We start from the raw sequence: 22235 nt of genomic DNA on the forward strand, positions 1-22235 counted from the left end.
ATGAATTGATTTGTAAAAACTATATTTTATTTGAGGGTATAATTGACTTTGAAATGCAAACTGCGGCCTGCGTTCTGAATGCGGAAATTGTCGTAAACGCGTGCATTCAGGAAGTTTTTGGCTTGGAAACCGATAGAAAAGCGATCGCCTGCAGGACTATAAGTGAAACCGGCAGAATGCAATCCCTGGTCCGGGATAATGTTGGGTGCATCGAATTTGGCACGTCCCCACAGTCCCATAAAACCGTCGGGTTCCAGCGATTTAGGCACGTAATCGAGATAATATTCCCGCACAAATGTGAAGTAATAATAGAGATTGAGCTTACCGCGACCGATGTTGCTGAGCGTACTGTTCAATCCCAGATTGGCAAAGAAATAAGGTGTATTACGCAGCCTCGATTTCTCTTTCAGCCGGTTTCCGGTGTCGAAAAGGCGGAAATCCTGGTAGGTGAAATTCCCATTTGCGCGCAGCCAGCGGGTTAGTGAAACGCTCAGGTCAGTTTCGAAACCCAGCCCTTTTACACTTTCCACATTTTGGTTTTGGGTAAATAAAAAGTCGATCGGCATGCGGAGGATCAGGTCTCTCGTGATCCTGTAAAATGAGTTTACTTCCAAACTGTAAGCATTTCTTCTTTCGGTGCGGAAGCCGAGATTGATATTGGTGCTTTTTTCAGGTTTTAACAGAAAATTGGAGCGATGAAAATTGCCGTCGCCAAACATCTCGTCCTGCTCGGGAAGCCGGGTAGCAGCCTCGGCCGAAAACCTGAAAAATGTGTTGGGTGTCAATGCAAATTTCAGCGCCTCTGCAATGCCAAAGCTATTCTCCGACGTTGCCCGGTGCGCGCCCAATGCCGTTCCGTATATATCAACATTGATAGTGGAAGTGTTATAGTGGAAAAACTTGGCGATGAGATTGTTGGTTAACCTCTCATTCAAAAAAGTAGACTGGATACCCGCCGCTGCAACGACTTTGTAGTACTTCGCCGGAAGCGACAAAATATCCTCACCGGTTTGCGGCAACTTCAGGCCAAATGGATCGCGACCGCTGCGGCCGATATTCGTTGAAACCACATTCACTTCGGCGAGATGGTTTTGGCTTATCCTGTAACCCAAATGCGTGCGGGAAGTGAAATAGGAAAATTTAATATCCGACAACGATCCCTGCATGGAAATTTCACCATTACGCGACGGGCTCGGAATAAATTTGCCGTACCAATCGTACGTGCCTTTCGCCGTATCTACCTGCGCGGTATTAATATTGCTCACGGTCAAAAACTGGTCAATACCCAGCTTTCCGAAGTTTTTCCGGTAACGAAGTGTCGGTATCACCGAATGCTGCCTGCTCACCGAAGCGCCAAAAGGTTGTGACATGGAAGCGCCGTACTGGTTTTGGCGATCGATCTGAAACCAGGTCACACCCACGCGCAGCTCGTCCACCCATTTCAGGTTGGTCAACCCGCCGTAAGCTTCGGTATAAAAGTTGGTAAATTGATTGTGGAACAAACGAACAGTTGCAGGCGTTCGTGCGGCTGTTTCCTGGTCGGTAACAATTACATCAACCTTATAATTGTTGTCTGATCTGTTTAGAAATGCATCTGCGCCCACGAAGAGGTGGCGCGTGGTATCGGTATATAATGCATTTAAAGACGCACGGTGCGTGTTAAACGAGGCAATTTCGTAAGAAGCTTCTGCGTAGCGATGGAGTGATTTTTTGGTCACCATATTCACCGCGCCGCCCAATGCGTCTGCCCCTAATGCTGTGGGCAAAACGCCTTTATAAACCTCCACACGTTCGAGCATATTCACCGGCACGAGCGAAATGTTGTATCCCGCGCCCAGGTAATCGAGCGGGATACCGTCGCGGAAATTCTTGATCGCGCGATCCTGAAAACCGTTCATCATCAATCCCGCATTCGAACCGAGCCCGCCCGTTTGCCGGATGCGGATACCAGCCGACCTGTTCATCAGTTCCACCAGCGTAGAAGGTTGTTCCTGCACCGCTTTTGTGTTAATGATTTCGGCTTTAATCGGTTGCAGTCGAGCCTGCTGCGTCTCTGTTTTGCCGGTTACCTGCACCTCCGAAAGCTGGGTATGGTCGTCTTCCAGCGTGAGAACCAATTCTTTTCTGCGTATATCCCTTTGCGAAATGGTTTGGATGAGTTTTTTGAAGCCGATATATTGAATATGGATCGTGTAAGATTCTCTGGCTGGGGCAGCGATCAGAAATTGGCCGCTGCTGTCTGTCAACGCACTTTTTTCCAAACCTTGCAGCATTACTGCGGCACCGGTCAGCAGTTCGCCGCGGCTGTCTTTCAGAGTTCCGCGCACGATCCGGGCTTCCTGGGCGTACGTATTTATTTGATTTAAAATCAGGTAGTTTATTAAAATGCAGAAGAGGAGTCGAATTCTTGTCAAATCTGTATAGTTTTGTTATTAAGACTGTTTAAAAATAATGCAAAAGTAAGGGTATCCCTTCCGCTGGGTTAACGCCAAAAGCAGTATTAATGCCGCCAAAAACAGGAGTTCGATGAAAGTTGTATTTAAATCCGAAGATTTCGCCGAGCTCAACCACGTGAGAGAGTTTGATGAAGGGTTTGAAGTGCGTGACAAATCGCAGATCAGGGAGGTGAGGGAAGAGTTTAATCACGAGGGAATGAATACCCGCACTCACCGGATATATTGTCCCGGCATGATCGTTTCAATGATCGAAGGTTCATTGGAAAAAGACCTCGTACACTTGCTGGAAAGCGATTTTCCTTATCTTCAAATGCATTTCGAGCTTTCGTCGACCGGCTGCCTGTATCACCCGCAAGCCAGAGCGGAGATCGATACGGTGATTTACAATGGATCTCACTCGCTGCTTTTTTATCCGTCGCTGAAAGGCAGGCTAAACTATCTCAAAAAGCCGCTCTCGCAAAGTGTGGAAATTGAACTTTCGCTGGATTTCCTCAGGCGCATCTTCAATAATGACCTTGAAGTACTCGAAGAATTTGGCAGGAATATCGAGAAAAATCATCCTGCGATCATGGGCGGACAGAGCTTTCCTATTACATCGGCAATGCGGCAGATCCTGGGACAGATCCGGGATTGCCAGTTTTCCGGCCAGTTGAAAAGGCTGTTTGTAGAAGCAAAAGTGATCGAGCTGCTCACTATCCAGATCAGTCAGATCAATGCGATCGAAGACAAGCGGAAAGTGCTAAAAAAGACGGATGTTGACAAGCTGCATGAGATTAAAGAGCTGTTGCTGAGGAATATGTACGACCCTTTTTCAATCGAAGAACTTTCTCGCCTGGCCGGAATCAACCGGACTAAATTACAGGAAGGGTTTCGCCAGCTTTTCGGCACCACGATCTTCGGCTACATCACCGATTCGCGGCTGGACGAAGCGCATAAACTGCTGGCTGAAAATAAATTCGGTGCCACGATAGCCGAGATTTCAGCTATTTCGGGCTATAAGAACCCACAGCATTTCACCGCCGCATTCAAACGAAAGTTCGGATACCTGCCCAAAGACCTTCGCAAATAGTTTAGGAGAATCAGGAGCCTCAGTATACACCCGGCTACTTGCCGCTTGATTTTGTAATATACGTTGTTTTATTTTTCAGATTCTAAGGTTATATTTCTCCTGATTATCAGCCTACTCTATGAAAAAACTTTTGCTTGCCTCGTTCATTCTCCTATTTATCGCCTGTAAAGAAAACAAGGTCGATATTCCGGATAAAAATATGGAGCCGATTGGTGTTGATCCATGACTTCAAGATTACGCTGACCCACACCGGAACTCTTACCCATATTTTCGACGCAGCTATTTCATTTTACCGGTTCAATATTACTAAGTTACCGGCCGGCAAATACGAAGCTTATTCCGTTGTAGGCGAGGAAGCGCCGACGATGACTGAAAAATATTATCAGATCCTCCACATTCAATAGCCAATAGCCTGAAACGATGAAAAAGCTCTTACCAGTGTTTTTGATACTATTTCTGGGTTGTAAAAAGGAAGAGTTTACGCTGGCTCCGGTTGTGAGTTATGTTGATTTTTCTATCAAGGAATTGCGGATCGCCGGGGTTCCGGATGGGAATATCAAGTTTGGAGGGACTTCCATTTTCGTTACACTGCCAGCCGATTATCCCCATGGGAATGTTCTTAAAGTAGCGATCAAAACCAATCGGGATTTCGTAGTCGAAACAGATTTGAGCAACGGCATCAACTTTGAGGCAAAAGATGTTTTGCTTTCGGTTGCGAGCCCGACTTTCAGCAATGCATCCTTTCGAATGTTTGTGAGACCGACGGCTCCATTGAAGGTAATCCCACAGGGAGCTCGTGATGTTACAGTCGGCGCAGAGGCTTATGTAAGTTTGGCTTTTCAAAATTTAGGGACTATATCACCACACGGTGCAGACTACGTGACACGAGATAAATTGAAGGTTACCCTGAAAAACGCAGCAAGTGGTGACACAATTGTGCTTGAAAAATACCAGGTGGGTCACGATTCGCTGGATCGCGGGATTGTGATGCTCAATCTGCCGGTAACTGCCTCGGCCGGCAAATATGAAGCGGAGGTTCAGTGGGGGAATCGTTTGGCAAAGGTTCCGTATCCTATCAACATTAAATACGGTAAGCTTGCATTGGATGCGAAACGCTGGTCATTCGATCGTAGCAAAACAGATAAGATATTGGTTTCAGGATATAATATTTATCCAGACAGTAAATATGAGATATTGATCGAGAACGATTTCATGCCGCTAAGGAGATACCAACTTACCCGAGACAGTTACAATTTATTAAGTCTCAAATTGCCCGGCGAGATCAAGTCTGGCAATTACAAAGCGCAGATTCTGGTTGATAATAAACCTTATCATGTTTCAACTTATGAGGGTGATCCGGCGACAAATCTGTTGATCAACTCTTCCGAAAACCAGCCCGTCATTTCCTTTGTTTCTCAGCCATCGCTATTGATATCCAGCGGGTGCAATTATTACAAACCGACGAATACCATATCCCGAACACAGGATATTGTCAGTAAAAGCTGGGCGGCTGGGGAAAGCGATATCAAGTTGAAATTGGTAAACAGGGCGACCAGGAAGGCGTTTTTGTTGACCAGCAATAACCCCAGATTTAATGTTATGTGTTTCGGCCCCACATTCGACCAGTACACAATACCAAAAGAAGTGCCAAATGGAGAATATGAAATTTACTCAGCTGTGGAATCCGCGCCGGTACGGACTAGCGAGCCGCTGGGTCAGATCATTACAATTAAATAAGTCTTCTGCAAAATGGCAAAATCAAAGTCTCAGACAATCGACGAATACATCTCGACTTTCCCAGAGGAGGTAGCTGAAAAGCTGGAACAGATCAGACAGATAATCCGCGAAGTTGCTCCCGATGCAGAGGAGACTATTTCCTACGATATGCCGACATTCAATTTGAACGGAGGCTACCTGATCTATTTTGCCGGATGGAAAAAGCATATTGCATTGTATCCGATTTCGGTACAGTTGGCCAAAACGTTGAAAGAGGAGCTGTCGGGCTATAAAGGGACGAAAGGATCAGTGCATTTCCCATTGGATAAGCCACTGCCGCTCGATCTGATCCGGAAAATCGTGGCGCTCCGGTTAGCGGAACAATAAGATGTTTATGCTTTTTTAGAATAGTTTTTCAGTATTTCTTCAATGCGCGGGTCGGGGACCAGGTCAGTGACCGCCAAAATTTTCACCCTATTAAACTCTGGATGCAGCGTATTGATCACATAATTATAAGCTTCGGGCATTACAGCAGAAGGTACCTGTAAAACAAGGGATTGCAGCATCCGAAACCAGTGATCGCCCACTGGCTGGCATCCTGAATAATCATAAGGATCTCGCCAAGCTGACCCCAGATCGTACATATTCACGGTTTTAAGTGAAAACGGCTCCGGCACTTCGAGAAACATGATCTTGAAATCTCTATTAAACCCGACACCCTGTCTTCTGAAAAAATTTTCTAGTAGTGCGAGGGGGATAGATTCAGAGGCATAGATTACTTTGCTGCCTTCCCTGTTCCACCGGCCTGCGACGCCCGAAGCCAAAAGATTTGAGCTGTAAACCCGGTGCACAATTCTGTAAACAAGCATATCAGGCAGGATATCCCTGAGCCAGACGATCCAGCTCCGCGCTGATAAACCCGACACCTCCGCTGGTGGTTAGCCAGCTCACCGGCTTCTCGGCCGAGTTCCAGGAAGGCTTCGCCAGCCAGTAATTAAACTCACTCGTATTCCCGAAAAGGAGCTCCCCCTTTTCATAAAGTGCTATCAATTTTAATAAATGCTCTCCCTGAGGAGCGTCCAGGTTCTTGCCGGCTTCGCTGTAATTGCTGATTGTTCTTGAAGACAGATTGATCATAGCTGCTAAGTTTTTTTCGGGCATTTTAATCGCTTCTGCAAACTCATAAAATACTTTCGTGTGTACACCCTTACGCGCTAAAACGATAATCGCGAAATCGCTTGATAAGTCAAGATCACTGAATATTGTTCCGACGCTTTTCATTTCCTTTTTCATTGTTGAGTACCCAAATGTATGGAATTTTTTCTGATTTGAAAATGAATTTTTTCAACTATATTTTTTCGGAACTGTCATAATTTGATCCAGCTGGGATACGAAATGCGCATAAGTAAATTAGTAATCGAGCTTTCTTTTGATTTTATCCCCAAGATATTCCTAACCTAATTGCCAGTTTATGACCTCGTTTCGCATTATTGTTGCCTTATTGATAACTGTTGCGGCGACATCAAAAATCCCTGTGGCTGCCCAAAAGTCGAAGGCTGCCGCAGCGAAGACCACCACTGCCAGACAGGACACCGGAAAGTTTGACAGGGACTTTGCATTGGAAGCGACCATGCTCGGCTTCTTCGGGCCCGACGGTGCACGAAATCCTACATTAAAGGCAAAAAAGGGAGATAAGGTACGGATCAAAATTACCAACGGCGAGCTCATGACGCATGATATCGCTTTGGAAAAACTGGGGATAAAAAGCAAGGTGATACTGGAAAAAGGATCCAGCACTACCATCAATTTTGTCGCCAAAGACAGCGATACCTATTTCTGCTCAGTGCCCGGGCACCGCGCCGCGGGAATGGTCGGGAGCTTTGAGGTAGTAGAAGGTGAGATCAACGAACAAACGGTAGCGGGTCAGCTCCCGATGAAGGACGGGCAGCCTTTGAACCTCAATTTCGAATCGGGTTCCCTGAAAGACTGGACCGCGACGGGAGAGGCTTTTGCGAATCCATTGATCAGCGCCGATCCTTCGCCGGTTCACGACAAAGATTTACACATTGGATTTGACGGTAAGTATTTCCTGAGCAGCGGCGGCAATACGAATGCAAAGCTGACAGGTACATTAATATCGGCTCCGTTTAAGATTACCCAGCCTTTCGCTGCATTTAAAGTGTCGGGCGGGGCATTGCAGGATACCCGCGTGGAGCTGGTACTTGCAGGGACGGACAGCATTATTTACCACATAACCGGGCAGGGTAGGGCCACGCTGCAACCCGCTGTGGTGGATTTGCAGAAATACCTCGGACAGGAGATTTTTATCCGCGTTATAGACAATGAAACCGGAATTTCTCAAATCCCTTACATTCCGAACGATAAATGGGCACACATCAATTTTGATGAATTCCTGTTTTACCCAAGTCGACCTGCATTTGCCAATGAATTGAAGGCGGCCGATATCATTATTCTTCCTCCGCTCGATCCCGTTTTGAATGCGGGATTATCGGGAGAGAAAGCCGCTGCGGCTATGACGCCCCCGAAAGGTTTCAAGGTTACGCTCGCAGCTTCCGAGCCGGAGATAGTTAAACCAATTGCATTCACAATCGACGCAAAAGGCAGGTTATGGGTGGTGGAAAGCCAAACTTACCCGGTGCGCGCGCCGGAAGGGCAGGGTAGGGACAAGATATTCATTATGGAGGATACCGACGGGGATGGGAAGCTAGATAGCAAAAAGCTTTTTGCAGACAAACTGAACCTGATCAGCGGCATTGAAGTGGGAATGGGCGGCGTTTGGCTGGGCTCTGCACCCTATTTAATTCTTATCCCAATTGATCCAAAAACGGATAAACCAGCTGGCCCGGCGCAGACCTTACTCGACGGCTGGGGACTGGAAGATACGCATGAAGTACTGAATAGCCTTCGCTGGGGACCCGACGGCTGGCTGTACGGCACGCACGGCGTTTTCACGCATTCGAATGTGGGCAAACCGGGTGCGCCTGATTCGGAGCGGACGAAACTGAATGCAGGTGTGTGGCGGTTTCATCCTACTACGCAGAAATTTGAGGTATTTGCAGAAGGTTCCAGCAATCCGTGGGGTATTGATTTCAATGATTACGGTCACCCGTTTATCACGGTTTGCGTGATCCCGCACATGTACCACGTGATCCAGGGCGCACGTTACCAGCGGCAGGCAGGCAAGCATTTCAATCCGTATACTTATGATGATATCAAAACGATCGGCGACCATGTGCATTGGCTGGGTGAACGCGGGCCGCACGCAGGTAACTTCCGCTCGGCGGCTGCTGGCGGCGGGCACGCACACGCAGGCGCAATGATTTACCTGACCGACAGCTGGCCAAAAGAATACCGCAATGAGATATTCATGAATAATATCAATGGCGCGCGGATGAATATCGATCGTTTTGAGAAAAAAGGGTCGGGGTATGTGGCGCAGCATCGGCCGGATTTCATGGCGATGAACGATTCCTGGTCGCAGTGGCTGAACTTTAAGTACGACGCCAGCGGCTCGGTTTGGGCGATTGACTGGTACGATAAAAACCAGTGTCACAGTCCCAATCCCGATGTGCATGACAAAACAATGGGGCGGATTTTTAAGATTTCCCACGAAAATGATAAATGGGTAAAAGTAGATCTTACAAAAGCTTCTGACCTGGAACTGGTTAATTATCAACTCAATACAAACGAATGGTACGTTCGCCAGGCGCGGACGATCTTGCAGGAAAGGGGGCCGAACAAAAAGGTACACAAAGCTTTAAAGGAGATTTTGGCTAAAAACCCGGACGCAACCCGCAAGCTGCGCGCACTTTGGACCTTGCATGTAACGAAAGGTATCGACGACAAGGAGCTTACCGAACTGCTCACAAATGAAAGTGAATATGTAAGAAGCTGGGCGATTCAATTGCTGACGGAGGACAAAAGCCTGTCTCCCGAAACACTAAAAAAGTTTGCTGAAATGGCGCAAAACGATAGTTCTGCATTGGTACGGTTGTACCTCGCCTCGGCGATGACCAGAGTTGAACCGGCGCAGCGGTGGGAAGTAGTGGAGGCATTAATGCAAAAATCAGAAGACAAAGACGATCACAATATGCCGCTCATGGTGTGGTACGCAGCCGAACCACTGGCGGCAGTTGATATGAAGCGCGCTTTGCAAATGGCAGAAAAATCGAAACTGCCCAAGATCCTGCCTTATACGATCCAGCGGGTTGCAGCGATTGGAACGGAAGATTCTAAAAAGGTTTTAAAAGAATTGAATGAAAAGCTTGGTCATGCTGGCTCGCATGAAAATCACGAAAGCCAAATGCTGATCGGCAAGATGCTGAGCGGCGGAAAATAAAGAAAGCCCGGTACGACGATTTTAGTATCGTACCGGGCTTTTATCAGTCCTTTTTGTTTTCCCGTTTCTCCTTACGTTCTTCTTTCCGCTCCGCTTTTTTCTCTTTCCGCTCTTCCTTCTTCTTCTCTTTCGTTTCTTCCTTTGCGCTGTTTTCCGGCTTATCGTCTTTGCCGAACACCTTTTGCAGGAAGGTTTTCTTATCAGCCCCGGGCGACTCTACCGAGCCGATACTGATCTCATTGTCGATCGAAGGCTGCAATGCACTGATGAAAGCATTTTGTAAAATAGTGGTGATAGCAAGCCAGATATTCGTTTTCGGGTCGTCCAGTTTGCCCTTGAAAGGAATTTTGGTTGCGACCTGATCTTTGCGCTGATTTTCGAAAAGCTCTCCGACACCTCCCGCAACTGCTTCCCACATTTTCTGGAAGAGATTGTCTTTCCGATCTTCTTTACCCAGAATGTCAAGGTTCTGGATCAAAGGTTTAATGTAACCGGTAAATGCATTATCCTTTGCGGCTACCTCGGTGTATAACCCAAATCGCCCGTCGTTCACGTCTATTTTTGCATACGCCTGGAAGAAATCATTCATTTTGACCAGGTTCGTGTTTTTTAGCTCCGCACTCATATCAAATGTCGGATCGTCGCCCAGCGGATTTAGTTTGGCATCCATGCGAAGGGTACCTTCATAAATGTCTGCCGTAGCATTGACACTAGCGGGAAGCAGTGCCGTCGAATCGTAGCTGTTGCGGAGATTAAGAGCGACCAGATCCAGGTTTGTCATGGAAATGCCCACATTCGGTTTGCTGGTGAAATCCTTGTATTCAATGATACCGTTTTGCAATTCGCAACGGTTGATACTCAGCGGCATAAATTTGTCAAGTACCTTCCGGAAATCTGCCGAATCCTGCACTACTTCTTTTGGCTCCACTTTATCCTTTGTAAACCGAAGATAGGGTCGCTCGAAAAGTACCTGTCCAACTATTTCACCCTTGAAAAGCGCTTTCCATTCAACTGCCAGGTCGATCGCCTTCGAAGCGAAAAATGGGGTTTGTTTACCTGTGATCGTATCTGCTTTGTTCAAATAAATACTATCAATCCGGTAAGCGCCGCGGATAATCGCCAGGTCGATGTCTTCGATGTGTCCGTAATATCCACTCATATTCGCCAGACTTTTATTTGCAAAATGAAGTACTACATAAGGTAAAATTAGCCGGATCGTTACGATCAGGATAAGTAGTCCTATGACGATTTGCGTGGCGCGTTTTCTTTTAGTTGTTCTGTGTTTGATTGGTTGAGTTGCCATATTCCGGGTTATTTGATCGTGTGTCGCTCGATGCTGCGAGGGATTTAAACAATCGTACCAAGGCGCTTTTGCAATGGTTTGAAATGCTTTTTGAGATAAAGCAAAGTCATTCCAACCTCACTTCGACAGATCGTGTCTTTTTTCTGTACTCAATTTCCAACTGCTACCATGAAAAAAATGCTACCTTTTCTGTTGTTATTGCTGGTAATTTCCTGCAAGGAAAAAAATCCGAATGCGGAGCTAAGTGCCTGCGGGGTAACCGATCCGGTCCGAAACCTTCCCTGGCTGCGGGACCTCGTCGAGAAAGCAAAGGCAGACAAGCAGGCGGACATCATGACGATCAAACTGGTAGAGATCGCAGGCGAGCCGGTCATCAATTATAACCTGTCTTATTTCTCCTGCATAGGCTGCATTACCTATAAATGCGACGGCAGCAGGCTGGACTGGGAAAAATATAGCCAGGAGGAGTTAAAAGAATTTCAGGAGAATATTTCGGGAGATAAAGGAAAGCACGTGGTACTCTGGCCTGAGAAATAGTTTATTTTTGCTGTCGACAAATTATTACTCAACATACGGATAGCAAATGAATCAGAACCACCTCCAAATCCGGGCAGCTACTGCCGAAGACCGTGAAATAGCTTATAAAATGATATGCGGACTGGAAAATATGGTTTTGGACCGGCATAATTTCAACGTTGTATTTGACAGAAACCTAAAAAATAATAACATACGCTACTTCCTGGCATTTTATGAAAATGTCGCTGTGGGTATTGTCAGTTGTCATATTCAGTCTCTGCTGCACCATGCTGCACTGGTTTCTGAAATCCAGGAAATGTATGTGGAGCCAGAATTCCGGTCTCAGAATATCGGCAGCGTATTGATCGCGCGGGCTATTGATTTTGCTACAAAAGCGGGTGCTGTGCAAATGGAAGTAACTTCCCGCAGCACCCGAGAGCAGGCACACCGGTTTTACGAGCAGGCGGGGTTTGAAAAGTCGCACGTAAAGCTGGTGCGTTATTTTAAAAATGAGGAATAAAAAAAGCGCCGGACCAATGATCCGGCGCTTTTTGCATTACCCTAAACCTTCAACTGCCATAAGAACTTAATATCTGTTTCTGCGCTCGCGAGCCCAGCCCTCACCCCGGCGGCTGCTCAATCTTTGCGTATCGGCCATTAATCTTTCAAGATCGTGGCGAATGATTTTTGATTCACGCGGCGACAATCTTCCGCGACGACTGAAACTGCGCTCTCTGGCCTCGATTCTTTCATATTGGCCAATTAATGCATTTGCTTCCCGGGAATTAAGTGTGCCCCGCTCTACACCCTGCGCGATCTGCTGGCGCGCCTGCCGCTGCATATAGTTGATATCCGATCCACCTCTGTTTCTGGCACTGTGATCGTAACGGTCGCGGTTGTCGTAGCGATCGCGACTGTCGTGGCGGGGACCATATTGTGCAGAAGCTGATGTGAATCCAAAAGCAAGTAATGCGACGGCAAAAAGTATCTTTTTCATGACCAATAAATGTTAAAGTTCGTGGGTTAGAGAGCCGCGAAGCACATAGGTTTAAAGTGCCGTTGTTAACAATTGTTAAGGCAAGTATACCCCTAAAAAGTCATGAAAATTGACCTCACTTTTTGATGAGTAAGTGATTGAAAACCAGCGTAGAGCAGCTAGCTGACCGTAATTCGGATTTTTTTTCTGATTTCTTCCTGCGCCTCAGCCAGGATCTCTTCAACCTTTTTTCCGGCCGGTTCAATACCCGGCAGTACTGTCCAGCTCAGGTTGGAAAAGGATTTGAGGGGGAAAATTCCTTTCGGGTTGAATGCGCCTGTTCCATCGATTGCGATCGGCACGATCAGCGCATCTGGTGCGCGTTTTAACAAGGTAGCAACACCGCCGGTCACGAATGGTCGCATGATCCCCGAGGCGGTGCGGGTACCTTCGGGGAAAATGATAACGGAAGCTTTTTCGTCCTGGATCAGCTTGCCCAGCCGGGCGATCTCGGTAACAGCCTGCTTACCGTCCTTGCGGTTGATCAGCGCCGCGCCGCTCTTCCTCAAATTGTAGGAAATCCCTGGAACACCTTTTGCAAGCTCTATCTTGGAAACAAATCTCGGGTGATATTTTCTCAGAAACCAATACACAGCTGCAATATCAAAACTGCTCTGATGATTAGCGACAAATATGATCGGGCGGTTATCGGGCAGTTCGGTGAGGTTGATCAGACTAATCCGCGCACCGGTAAGGTACAGGCCGTAGGTAAGGGAAAAATTCATGTAATCGACCACCACCTTATGTGCCTTTTTTCCGAATATATTGAAAGCAACAGCCTGGACTACGTGGAATACCAAAAGCGTCAATCCAAAATGCACGAGATAAAGACTGCCAAGGAGGTAATCGAGGATTTTTTTCATTCTTATTTTTTCTGCAAAAATAGTCTAAAACTGTTTTGTTTTATCCCAAAAATCTGGAATTCGAAATGACGGTTGTCATATAAAACTTACAGATTTATGACGTTATTTGTAAAATATAACTGAGCGTTTTAAACGAATTGACAATGGACACCGCACTTTCAGCAGAAAGGCTAGAAGTCATGAAACATTTAGGGAAAGATCTGGATGGGCTGATAGCTGAATATTTAAAACCAATCGACGAGAATTGGCAGCCTTCTGATTTTTTACCGGATTCCAGGAATGAGGACTTCGTTCGTGAGGTGAAATTGTTACAGGAAAGCTGCCGTGATTTACCATACGATTATATGGCTGTCCTGATCGGTGATACCATTACTGAGGAAGCATTACCAACCTACGAATCCTGGCTGATGGATGTGATCGGCGTGAATCAGGTAGGCGAGCCAGAATCAGGCTGGGTAAAGTGGGTAAGGGCCTGGACAGCCGAGGAAAACCGCCACGGGGACCTGCTTAACAAATATCTTTACCTCTCCGGCCGCGTGAATATGCGCGCCATGGAGGTTTCTACACAATACCTGATCGCCGACGGTTTCGACATCGGAACGGATCGGGACCCTTATCGCAACTTTATATATACCTCTTTCCAGGAGCTTGCGACCAACGTTTCACACCGGCGCACCGCTACTTTGGCCAAAAAATTCGGTAACCCGCATCTGTCCAAAATATGTGGCGTAATTGCTTCCGATGAGGCGCGTCACGCAAAAGCTTACAAAACTTTTGTATCGCGTATTCTGGAAGTGGATCCTTCGGAAATGGTCATAGCTTTGGAAGATATGATGAAAAAGAAGATCGTGATGCCTGCGCATTTCATGCGGGAATCGGGCGTAAAAATGGGGGATACCTTCGCCCATTTCTCCGACGCGGCGCAGCGTTTGGGCGTTTATACGACGATCGATTATATTGAAATACTGGAAAGCTTGCTGGTAGAATGGGAGCTGGGCACGCTAGGCGGAATCAACGAAAAAGCGGAGAAAGCACGTGACTATCTGATGGCTTTGCCTTCACGCTTGAGACGGATCGCAGACCGTACCCGTATTCCTGAACTGGCTTATGAATTCAGCTGGATCAGCTAAAAATAATATTAGATTATATAGCAACGCCCTTTCTCCGGAAGGGCGTTTTTTTATTTAATGAGAAGCACCGAACCTTTGCGGGTGATCACTTTTCCTTTCAGCGAAGTCCCTTCAATCTCCCAAACATAAGTCCCATTGACTGGATTTGCGCCTTTGTACCTACCGTCCCAGCCATTGTTGATCTGGTCTGTGTAAAACACTACTTCTCCCCACCTGTTATAGATCTTAAAATATTTGACCGTTGCCATTTCGAACAGAACAGGGAACAGCACTTCATTTTTACCGTCACCATTAGGTGTAAATACTCCAGGAATAGAGATATTCTCCGTTTTCTTGACAGACAAATTCACGGTCGCACTTCCTGTACAACCATTTGGTGCCGTCAATTCTACTGAATAGGACCTATCCTCCCGTACAATCGCAATCGGGCTCTGGCTTGCCGGATTATTCAATCCCTCGGGCGGTGCCCACGCGAAAACTGCGCCATTCAGATCCATCACCTGTGGCGACGAGGCGGTAAGCTGGAAAGGAACATTGTATTCGACCACCGCATCCGGTGTGACATTTACCTGCACCTTTGGCGCAACTGCCACAGTTACCGTGTCTGATTTTGAGCAGGAGCCTTTTATTGCTGTTACAACATATTGCGTAGTTTCCGCAGGTGCCGCGACCGGCGTTTCCGAAGCTGGATCATCGAGTCCCAGCGCCGGCGACCAGGAATATTGTTGTGCATTTCCTGTTACATTCAGGCTGATCGATTCACCAAAACAAACTGTCGTATCCGCCATCGCAGTCAATTCAATATCTCCATTGAACTCAACTACCATATCCTTTGCAATCGTACAGTTGTTCTGGTCTTTTACAAAAAAACGGTAACTCCCGATCGGTACCACAAACACGGAATCTGTCTGGTAATTGACCGAATCGATGGAATACTGATAAGGCTCAATACCTTCAAGGCCGCGGAGTGTAATGGTACCTTTTTCTCCCAGCTCGCAATTGCCCGAAACAATCGTACTCGTCAGGTCCAGACTGCTGATCACAGCCTGCTTTCGATTATAGAGCTCATTTCCGCAAGCCTCATTCACAACAGTCAGCGCCACGTTTTTTGAACCGCCGGTATCCCAGCTCACCACGTACGGGCCCATTCCTGAACCTGAAATGACTCTCGCTCCATCCCATTCCCAGTTAAAAGTGTAACCCGTTGCCGGCGAAGGCAGGATGCCGGTGTATTGTACCGTGATATTGCGAGGAAAACCGCAGCTCGGGTTGGGGGAAATAGAGAAATCAGCGTAGGCATTGATATTGGCGACGAAACAAATATCCTTGAAAGTGCTATCCACCTCTGTTTGCGCGAAGTATTTATTGGTAAATGATAAATAAGCAAAATTAGCTGTACCCGATTCGCAGGGCTTCTGCTCATCGTCCCGAAACAGGTAGATCGGCGTGCCGGCTTTACCTACATATTTACCCTGCGAATCGTCGTAGGAGGTGAAGAGCGTATTATCCACATACACATCCATGATGCGGGTCTGTCCATTTCGGGTAAAAGTCAGCAGGTAATAGGTGGATTTGTTGAAAAACGGACAAGTGCCGGTAATGCCGGAAGGGTAAAAATCGAGACAGCGATCGGTTGAGCCCGGCGTACTTTTAAAGTAAATCCCCTCATCCAGCGCACCATTGGAGAAGTCGATAATCCGCGCCCAGATGTTACCCCAGTCGGTAACCTTAATGTACATCTGGATAGAGTAAGTATCCGTGATCGCGCCTTCCGAATTAGGGTACATCAGTCCCCAGTTCATATTATTCTGATACACTTTTCGCTGCACACCGCACGGAAGCCGGTCGTCTACATAAGTCCCTCCCTGCGGATTGGTCTGGCACGAACCCAGAGCTTTCCAAGGTTCTAAGCCTGGTCCGCATTCCGGTTTTGCAACTGCAAGATCTTCGTAAAAACGGTAAGTGTGACGCACGGATTGGCCGACTGCTGCCTGAGCCAGGCAAAATATCAAAAGTAACGCAGAGTAAATGCTGAACTTCATATCACAGCCACAGCCGGTAGGAGAAATCGTGAGTAGAAAGGAGCATAAAAGTACTTGAAACGCATTGAAAATGCCTATTGCCCTTTAATTTTTTGTTTTGATTAAATAAAAAAAGAGGCCGTTGAAGACCTCTTTTCACTCGTATCGCCAGCTGGAATTATGGCGTGACAGGTGTCAGCTTGCCCGTTCTGATCATCAGGTTTCGCGGCCCCTGCAAGTTATCCCTTAATGTTTTTCTAAATGCATTCACTGTCTTGACAGCCCCGGTTCGCAGGTTTCCACTTGCAGGTACACCCATTACATCGAGCGCTTTTCGCATTAAAGTTTCATTTTCGTCTCCAAAAGGCAGGTAAGGAACTTTGGAATCCTCTACAAAATAATCGGGCGTCATACCATTCGCAGTGCCGTAATCCGACTGTCCGTTTGCATTCACAGTCCGGCCGAGCATCACGTATGCACCCCAGTTCCAGCGTTCCTGATCGTCATTGATCAGCGAGCCGAACAAATTTTTTCCGGCAGTATTCTCACCAATCGTAATTACCTCCATGTAAGGTTCCAAACCATTGATAACCAACTCGCTGGCGGAAGCAGTACCATTTGAAGTAAGCACAAATACCCGGTTCAGGTTCGCGCCAATATTGTTCGTTTCACCACTGAATTTATAGTTGAGCGCCTCGGCTCCCTTGGTGCGCTGCCAGTAAGCGTTGTACTTATCGTTCCATTCTTCTTTATAAAATACTTTTGAAGTTGAAATATTCTTCCCGATCAACGAAGCCAGCGTTTTAGCAGAACTGATATAACCTCCGCCATTAAGCCGGAAGTCGAGTACCAGCTCATTCACACCTTTACTTTTGAAATCCGCAAAAATCTGACGCAGTTCGTTGTCATATTTCTCCTCATCGGCCGCGGTTCCGGGAACAAACTGGGTATAAACAATGTACCCGATCGTTTTTCCGAAAGTCGGCCGGGAAATAATACTTGAAAACGCGACAGGATCTTCTGTCACTTCCGCTTTGGTGATCGACACAGTCTTATTAGTTGGGATAATCGAAGTGCCTTCGACAGTACCGAGCGTAAATGAGACGGTTTCGGCATTGGAGAGAAGGTTTACATAATTCGCTTCCGTGAGTTGCGTTCCATTCACTTTCAATAGGATATCGCCCCTTTTAAGTCCTGCCGCATCTGCCGGGCTGCCTTTGACAACGTGGTTCAAAAAAGCGCCGATATTCGATTTACTGTTGTCAATATAAGAAAGCGCATAGCTGAGACCGAAAACTTTACTGATTCCGTTGAATTCATTCTGAAGTGCATCGAAATCATTGGTCACACCAGAAAACCGGTCGACGGTCGCTCGCTGATAGACCAGTTTTTCGAAATATTCATTTGGATTCACATTTGCATTCAGGCTCGCTTCGGCCGGCATTTCCTTGTACCAGAAATACGCGTCGTTCATGATCTCGTACAACCAGCTATTAATCGCCGGATAATCGGAAACGGCCGTAGAATCGACTGTTGTACTCACTTCTGGCGCCACTTCCTTATCCTTGCAAGCCCCCAGCAACAGTCCCACTGCCAGGATATATAAAAAACTCAACTTATTAAAACGAAGCATATTAGTAGGTTAAAATGAAGTATAACTGCTATATCATAAGCAGGTTTGGCATTTGAAGTACATTAACGAATCTGAAATGTAATACGTATGCGCGGGAGGGAATGTGGCGGAAGAAGATCATTTTCCGATAAAGTTTGAAAACAAAAAGAGCCCCGAAGGGCTCTGAGAAAATCCAATGAGACTAGTTAAATCCCAGTCAGTCCCCTGAAAAAATTCCGGGCGATGATTGCGTATTCCAGCGGGTTTGCCTTTGCGGGGTCTTGTTCGGCTTCGAGGACGATCCAGCCGTGATAATCGCTTTCCTTGATGATCGCAAAAAGGGAAGGAAAATCAATGCAGCCTTCTGTGTCGCCCGGAACAGTAAATACGCCGTTTTTTACAGCTGTCAAAAAGCTAAGCCGCTCGTCGTGAACGCGCTGTAAAATATTCGGGCGAACATCTTTCAGGTGAATATGCGCTGTCCGGCCAATGTATTTTTGTAAAGCAACAACAGGATCTTCGCCCGCAAAATGGAAATGCCCGCAATCGTAGTTTAAAAATACGTTTTCAGGATCAGTTTCATTGAGTAACCTGTCGGTTTCCGCGATGGTCTGAATGCAGGTTCCCATATGGTGGTGGAACGCGAGTTTCATCCCGCGGTCGCGCGCAATTTTACCCAGCTCATTCAGCCCGAATGTAAAGCTGTCCCATTCGTCATTTGAATTCAGCATTCCTTTTCCTTCAAACACCGGAATGTCCATGCTCCCCTGACAGCTATTCCCCGTTTCGCCGCCACCGATCACTTTCGCTCCCATTACTTCCAGGAAATCAAGCAGTTCGGTGAAATTCTTCCGATTTTCGGCAAAGCTCTTGGTAGTCAGTTCGTAGCTGTTCCATTGGTTGCAGATCTGCAACCCTCTCAATTCTAATGCTTTTTTCAGCACATTGATCTCGCGAGGAAACTTGTTGCCGACTTCACAACCAGTAAATCCGGCCAGCGCCATTTCGCTCACGCACTGTTCAAAAGTATTCTCGCCGCCCAGTTCAGGCATATCATCGTTGGTCCAGTTAATAGGAGCAACGCCCAGTTTAATGTTTTCGAAGTTCATGATTTTGGAGGATGGAGGAAAGGAGGAAGTATTACATCCGCCCAATCTTCAACCTTATCCTTTAAGTTAAATTCAACAATAAATTCCCTTACTATACGCCCCTCTTAATTTCTCACCCCTTCCTCCTTCCTCCCTTTCCTCCCTCCTCCTTTTCCTCCCTTCCCTCCCTTCACAAAAACACCCTCTGCGTTTTCTTATTCTCGCGATAAGTTTCAAACGCCTTTTGCACGCTTTCCGATTCTGAGACTTCGGCTACGGGCACTTCCCACCAGGCGTGGTAGCCTTTGACGGTGCGGTACAGGCTGGTTTCGATGTAGATAACGGTAAGGCGGTCGGCAGTTTTGGAGGCGGCTAAGGCTGATTCCAGTGAAGTTTTATCAATTGCCCGGACCACATTTGCACCCAGACTTTCTGCATTTTTCGCCAGGTCGACGGGTAAGAAACCACCGGATAATTGTCCCGAACTTTCTTCGCGATATTGGTACATCGTGCCGAAACGCTCGCTGCCAATACTTTCCGACAATCCCCCGATACTGGCAAAACCGTTGTTATTTAAAAGCAAAATCGTGAACCGCACACCCTCCTGAATCGCAGTTACTATCTCGCTATTGTTCATCAAATAGCCCCCGTCGCCACAAATCACATATATTTCCCGGCTCGGGTCAGCCATTTTCGCTCCTAAACCTGCTGCGATTTCGTAACCCATGCAGGAGAAACCGTATTCCAAATGGAAATTCTTAGGGTCAGTCGCGCGCCATAACTTGTGTAAATCGCCCGGAGCACTACCGGAAGCATTGATCATCACGTCACGGTCGTCCATGAAACTATTTAGTGTTCCGATCACAACCGCCTGATCAATAGGAGGGGCGGTACTGTTACCGTCCAGATAGATTTGCGTTACTTCATCGTCCCACGCCTTGTTCATATCCGCAACGCGCTGGCGGTAATCTGAATCGACCTGATAATCAACCAGTAAACCGGAAAGTTCTTCCACTATTACCTTTGCGTCACCGACCACCGGCAAAGCTGCATGCTTAAAAGCATCAAATTCGCTGATGTTAATATTAATAAATCTGACGTCCGGATTTTTGAAAATGGACTTGGAAGCAGTTGTAAAATCGCTGTATCGCGTGCCGATCCCGATTACCAGATCAGCTTCATTGGCAATTTCAATCGCATATTTGGTACCCGTCGCACCCAATCCGCCGACGCAATAGGGAGCATCATAACGAACTGACCCTTTTCCCGCGAAAGTCTCGCCAACCGGAATGCCCGTTTTGGTTGCAAACTGATGTAGCGTTTCACTTGCACCGCTATAAATAGCGCCTCCGCCAGAAACGATCACCGGATTTTTGCTCGTTTTGATCCATTCCGCAGCTTTTTGAATCGTAGCCACATCAGGGCGCGGGCGACCTACGTGCCACACTCTTTTTTGAAAAAGTGTTTCCGGAAAATCGTAAGCGTGCGTTTGCACATCCTGCGGCATTGATAGGGTAACCGCACCCATTTCGGACTGTGAAGTCAAAACGCGCATTACCTCCGGTAGCGAGTAAATAAGCTGTTCCGGTCTGTTAATGCGGTCCCAGTATTTCGAAACGGGTTTGAAGCAATCGTTGACAGAAATATCCTGTGTCACTGCACTTTCAAGCTGCTGCAAAACCGGATTCGGCTCGCGGGTAGCGAAAATGTCACCGGGCAAAAGTAAAACCGGCAGTCTGTTAATAGTGGCCAGCGCAGCGCCAGTGATCATATTTGTAGCGCCGGGGCCGATAGAAGTAGTGCAAACAAACGCGCCCAGCCTGTTTTTTACTTTGGCATAAGCAACCGCAGTATGTACCATCGATTGTTCATTCCGGCATTGATAATAACGGAAATCCGGATTCTGCTGCAAAGCCTGTCCCAGTCCGGCCACGTTACCATGACCAAAAATCCCGAAACAGCCGCCAAAATACGGTTCCTCTATGCCGTCCCGCTCAATATATTGATTCTTTAAAAACGCGATTGTAGCCTGCGCTACGGTAAGTCTTCTGGTCATAATCTTGAAATTTATTCTCCCACTCAGGTTCAGGAAATGCTCGGTTTGAAGTCTCCGGCTCTGTTTGCACAGCCAAACAAATCGAATTTTTTCAGCATAAACTTTTTGTATTCTTCCATAAAAATTTTCCCTGGTGTAGTAGGCGCAAATTCTTCCGGGCGGTCCCTGAAAAACTCGCGATTTACCATTGTCCAGAGCAACCGTGTATCTGTCGCTATATTGATCTTGCAGATTCCCAGCGGAATAGCCTTTCTTATTTCATCTTCCTGAACTCCTTTTGCGTCCGTTTTCAGTTTTCCTCCGGCCGCATTAATACGTCCGATCACTTCGGGAATTACATTGGAGCCGCCGTGCAGTACGAGTGGAAAGCCAGGCAGTCTTTTCTGAATTTCTTCCAAAATCTGAAACTGTAAACCCTGTCCACCTGAAAATTTGTAAGCGCCGTGACTCGTACCCACCGCAATCGCCAGGCTATCGCAATCTGTTGCTTTTACAAAATCTTCCACCTGCTGCGGATTGGTGTAAAACGAATGCGCCGCGTCGACTGTCAGATCATCTTCAACTCCCGCCAAAACCCCCAATTCAGCTTCTACACTGATATTCTTCGCATGCGCCTTCGCCACAACCGCTTTGGTTCTTTCAACATTTACATTAAAATCATCATGCGACGCATCGATCATCACCGAAGTGTAGCCGCCTTTTTCAATTGCGTCAAAAATGTGTCCTTCATACCCATGATCCATGTGAATGGCGTAGGTTACATCGGGATAGATTCGTGCGGCGGCGCCGATCATGGATAAGAGCATTTCGGGGTGCGCATAATCCCTTGCAAAAGGCGTAGTCTGAACAATAAACGGCGCCTGAGCCTCCTGCGCCGCCGCAAACAAACCATGGATTTCCTCCATAAAAAACACATTCACCGCCGGAATTGCATAGCGGGAATAGCATTGGGTAAAAAGCTGTTTCGTGGTTAGGAGCATGTTTGGTTGTTGGCTTTTAGCTGTTAGCC

19 protein-coding genes are annotated in these 22235 nt (G+C 47.0%); 8 read left to right on the forward strand and 11 right to left on the reverse strand.

Translation table 11 applies throughout. The annotated features are described in order from the left end of the window. Positions 1-26: 26 nt before the first annotated feature. Complete coding sequence (locus LZG94_RS05530) at positions 27-2414, reverse strand: TonB-dependent receptor (RefSeq protein WP_233790934.1); 2388 nt, start codon at positions 2412-2414, stop codon at positions 27-29. A 112-nt stretch (positions 2415-2526) separates the two neighbouring features. On the opposite strand from LZG94_RS05530, the gene LZG94_RS05535 reads away from it, so the two are divergent. The 4 genes from LZG94_RS05535 (at position 2527) to LZG94_RS05550 (ending at position 5628) form a co-directional block, all read left to right on the forward strand. Then, complete coding sequence (locus LZG94_RS05535; protein ID WP_233790935.1) at positions 2527-3525, forward strand: helix-turn-helix transcriptional regulator; 999 nt, start codon at positions 2527-2529, stop codon at positions 3523-3525. A gap of 134 nt (positions 3526-3659) precedes the next feature. Beyond that, positions 3660-3929 (forward strand): hypothetical protein, encoded by a 270-nt coding sequence (locus tag LZG94_RS05540; RefSeq protein ID WP_233790936.1) that lies wholly within the window; start codon positions 3660-3662, stop codon positions 3927-3929. Between the two features lie 16 nt (positions 3930-3945). Next, positions 3946-5262, forward strand: coding sequence for a hypothetical protein (locus tag LZG94_RS05545; RefSeq protein WP_233790937.1), 1317 nt, complete (start codon positions 3946-3948; stop codon positions 5260-5262). A gap of 12 nt (positions 5263-5274) precedes the next feature. Then, positions 5275-5628, forward strand: a complete 354-nt coding sequence (locus LZG94_RS05550) for an iron chaperone (protein ID WP_233790938.1) — start codon at positions 5275-5277, stop codon at positions 5626-5628. A 5-nt stretch (positions 5629-5633) separates the two neighbouring features. Here the strand turns inward: LZG94_RS05550 and LZG94_RS05555 are convergent, their stop codons facing one another. Both LZG94_RS05555 and LZG94_RS05560 read right to left on the reverse strand, forming a co-directional pair. Beyond that, complete coding sequence (locus LZG94_RS05555) at positions 5634-6167, reverse strand: RES family NAD+ phosphorylase (RefSeq protein WP_233790939.1); 534 nt, start codon at positions 6165-6167, stop codon at positions 5634-5636. Continuing rightward, positions 6112-6534 carry an antitoxin Xre-like helix-turn-helix domain-containing protein gene (locus tag LZG94_RS05560; RefSeq protein ID WP_233790940.1) on the reverse strand — a complete coding sequence of 141 codons (423 nt, stop codon included), beginning with the start codon at positions 6532-6534 and terminating at the stop codon, positions 6112-6114. The genes LZG94_RS05555 and LZG94_RS05560 overlap by 56 nt, the downstream gene beginning before the upstream one ends. A gap of 178 nt (positions 6535-6712) precedes the next feature. Between LZG94_RS05560 and LZG94_RS05565 the strand changes: the two genes are divergently transcribed. Then, positions 6713-9601: a PVC-type heme-binding CxxCH protein gene (locus LZG94_RS05565; RefSeq protein WP_233790941.1), complete on the forward strand. Its 2889-nt coding sequence runs from the start codon at positions 6713-6715 to the stop codon at positions 9599-9601. Positions 9602-9644: 43 nt separating this feature from the next. Here LZG94_RS05565 and LZG94_RS05570 read toward each other — a convergent pair whose 3' ends face one another. Then, entirely contained in the window at positions 9645-10904 is a 1260-nt protein-coding gene (locus tag LZG94_RS05570; protein WP_233790942.1) for a DUF748 domain-containing protein, read from the reverse strand. A 168-nt stretch (positions 10905-11072) separates the two neighbouring features. Between LZG94_RS05570 and LZG94_RS05575 the strand changes: the two genes are divergently transcribed. After that, on the forward strand, positions 11073-11441 hold the full coding sequence (locus LZG94_RS05575; protein WP_233790943.1) for a hypothetical protein: 369 nt from the start codon (positions 11073-11075) through the stop codon (positions 11439-11441). Positions 11442-11487: 46 nt separating this feature from the next. Next, positions 11488-11940, forward strand: coding sequence for a GNAT family N-acetyltransferase (locus tag LZG94_RS05580; RefSeq protein ID WP_233790944.1), 453 nt, complete (start codon positions 11488-11490; stop codon positions 11938-11940). Positions 11941-12006: 66 nt separating this feature from the next. Here the strand turns inward: LZG94_RS05580 and LZG94_RS05585 are convergent, their stop codons facing one another. Together LZG94_RS05585 and LZG94_RS05590 are read right to left on the reverse strand one after the other, a co-directional pair. After that, positions 12007-12417, reverse strand: coding sequence for a hypothetical protein (locus LZG94_RS05585; RefSeq protein ID WP_233790945.1), 411 nt, complete (start codon positions 12415-12417; stop codon positions 12007-12009). A 158-nt stretch (positions 12418-12575) separates the two neighbouring features. After that, positions 12576-13319: a 1-acyl-sn-glycerol-3-phosphate acyltransferase gene (locus tag LZG94_RS05590; protein WP_233790946.1), complete on the reverse strand. Its 744-nt coding sequence runs from the start codon at positions 13317-13319 to the stop codon at positions 12576-12578. A 143-nt stretch (positions 13320-13462) separates the two neighbouring features. Here LZG94_RS05590 and LZG94_RS05595 point away from each other — a divergent pair, with 143 nt between their 5' ends. Beyond that, a complete protein-coding gene (locus LZG94_RS05595; protein WP_233790947.1) occupies positions 13463-14449 on the forward strand; it encodes an acyl-ACP desaturase in 987 nt (328 codons plus the stop codon). Positions 14450-14499: 50 nt separating this feature from the next. Here the strand turns inward: LZG94_RS05595 and LZG94_RS05600 are convergent, their stop codons facing one another. From LZG94_RS05600 to LZG94_RS05620, 5 genes are all read right to left on the reverse strand, one after another. Continuing rightward, positions 14500-16491: a gliding motility-associated C-terminal domain-containing protein gene (locus LZG94_RS05600; RefSeq protein ID WP_233790948.1), complete on the reverse strand. Its 1992-nt coding sequence runs from the start codon at positions 16489-16491 to the stop codon at positions 14500-14502. 157 nt (positions 16492-16648) lie between these two features. Continuing rightward, positions 16649-18103, reverse strand: coding sequence for a S41 family peptidase (locus LZG94_RS05605; RefSeq protein ID WP_233790949.1), 1455 nt, complete (start codon positions 18101-18103; stop codon positions 16649-16651). Positions 18104-18288: 185 nt separating this feature from the next. Continuing rightward, positions 18289-19191 (reverse strand): myo-inosose-2 dehydratase, encoded by a 903-nt coding sequence (gene iolE / locus LZG94_RS05610; protein WP_233790950.1) that lies wholly within the window; start codon positions 19189-19191, stop codon positions 18289-18291. 169 nt (positions 19192-19360) lie between these two features. Then, positions 19361-21226 (reverse strand): 3D-(3,5/4)-trihydroxycyclohexane-1,2-dione acylhydrolase (decyclizing), encoded by a 1866-nt coding sequence (iolD, locus tag LZG94_RS05615; RefSeq protein WP_233790951.1) that lies wholly within the window; start codon positions 21224-21226, stop codon positions 19361-19363. A gap of 29 nt (positions 21227-21255) precedes the next feature. Beyond that, the gene (locus LZG94_RS05620; protein ID WP_233790952.1) at positions 21256-22206 is read right to left on the reverse strand and encodes a class II fructose-bisphosphate aldolase; all 951 of its coding nucleotides are present in this window, start codon (positions 22204-22206) and stop codon (positions 21256-21258) included. Positions 22207-22235 lie beyond the last annotated feature (29 nt).

Source organism: Dyadobacter sp. CY343, from assembly GCF_021390335.1.
GTDB lineage: Bacteria > Bacteroidota > Bacteroidia > Cytophagales > Spirosomataceae > Dyadobacter.

Bases quoted from the DNA above. Each gene is read 5' to 3' on its own strand.
- LZG94_RS05535 (WP_233790935.1), top strand. From the start codon at position 2,527: ATGAAAGTTGTATTTAAATCCGAAGATTTCGCCGAGCTCAACCACGTG.
- LZG94_RS05545 (WP_233790937.1), top strand. From the start codon at position 3,946: ATGAAAAAGCTCTTACCAGTGTTTTTGATACTATTTCTGGGTTGTAAA.
- LZG94_RS05550 (WP_233790938.1), top strand. From the start codon at position 5,275: ATGGCAAAATCAAAGTCTCAGACAATCGACGAATACATCTCGACTTTC.
- LZG94_RS05560 (WP_233790940.1), bottom strand. From the start codon at position 6,534: ATGAAAAAGGAAATGAAAAGCGTCGGAACAATATTCAGTGATCTTGAC.
- LZG94_RS05565 (WP_233790941.1), top strand. From the start codon at position 6,713: ATGACCTCGTTTCGCATTATTGTTGCCTTATTGATAACTGTTGCGGCG.
- LZG94_RS05570 (WP_233790942.1), bottom strand. From the start codon at position 10,904: ATGGCAACTCAACCAATCAAACACAGAACAACTAAAAGAAAACGCGCC.
- LZG94_RS05575 (WP_233790943.1), top strand. From the start codon at position 11,073: ATGAAAAAAATGCTACCTTTTCTGTTGTTATTGCTGGTAATTTCCTGC.
- LZG94_RS05580 (WP_233790944.1), top strand. From the start codon at position 11,488: ATGAATCAGAACCACCTCCAAATCCGGGCAGCTACTGCCGAAGACCGT.
- LZG94_RS05585 (WP_233790945.1), bottom strand. From the start codon at position 12,417: ATGAAAAAGATACTTTTTGCCGTCGCATTACTTGCTTTTGGATTCACA.
- LZG94_RS05590 (WP_233790946.1), bottom strand. From the start codon at position 13,319: ATGAAAAAAATCCTCGATTACCTCCTTGGCAGTCTTTATCTCGTGCAT.
- LZG94_RS05595 (WP_233790947.1), top strand. From the start codon at position 13,463: ATGGACACCGCACTTTCAGCAGAAAGGCTAGAAGTCATGAAACATTTA.
- LZG94_RS05600 (WP_233790948.1), bottom strand. From the start codon at position 16,491: ATGAAGTTCAGCATTTACTCTGCGTTACTTTTGATATTTTGCCTGGCT.
- LZG94_RS05605 (WP_233790949.1), bottom strand. From the start codon at position 18,103: ATGCTTCGTTTTAATAAGTTGAGTTTTTTATATATCCTGGCAGTGGGA.
- iolE (WP_233790950.1), bottom strand. From the start codon at position 19,191: ATGAACTTCGAAAACATTAAACTGGGCGTTGCTCCTATTAACTGGACC.
- iolD (WP_233790951.1), bottom strand. From the start codon at position 21,226: ATGACCAGAAGACTTACCGTAGCGCAGGCTACAATCGCGTTTTTAAAG.
- LZG94_RS05620 (WP_233790952.1), bottom strand. From the start codon at position 22,206: ATGCTCCTAACCACGAAACAGCTTTTTACCCAATGCTATTCCCGCTAT.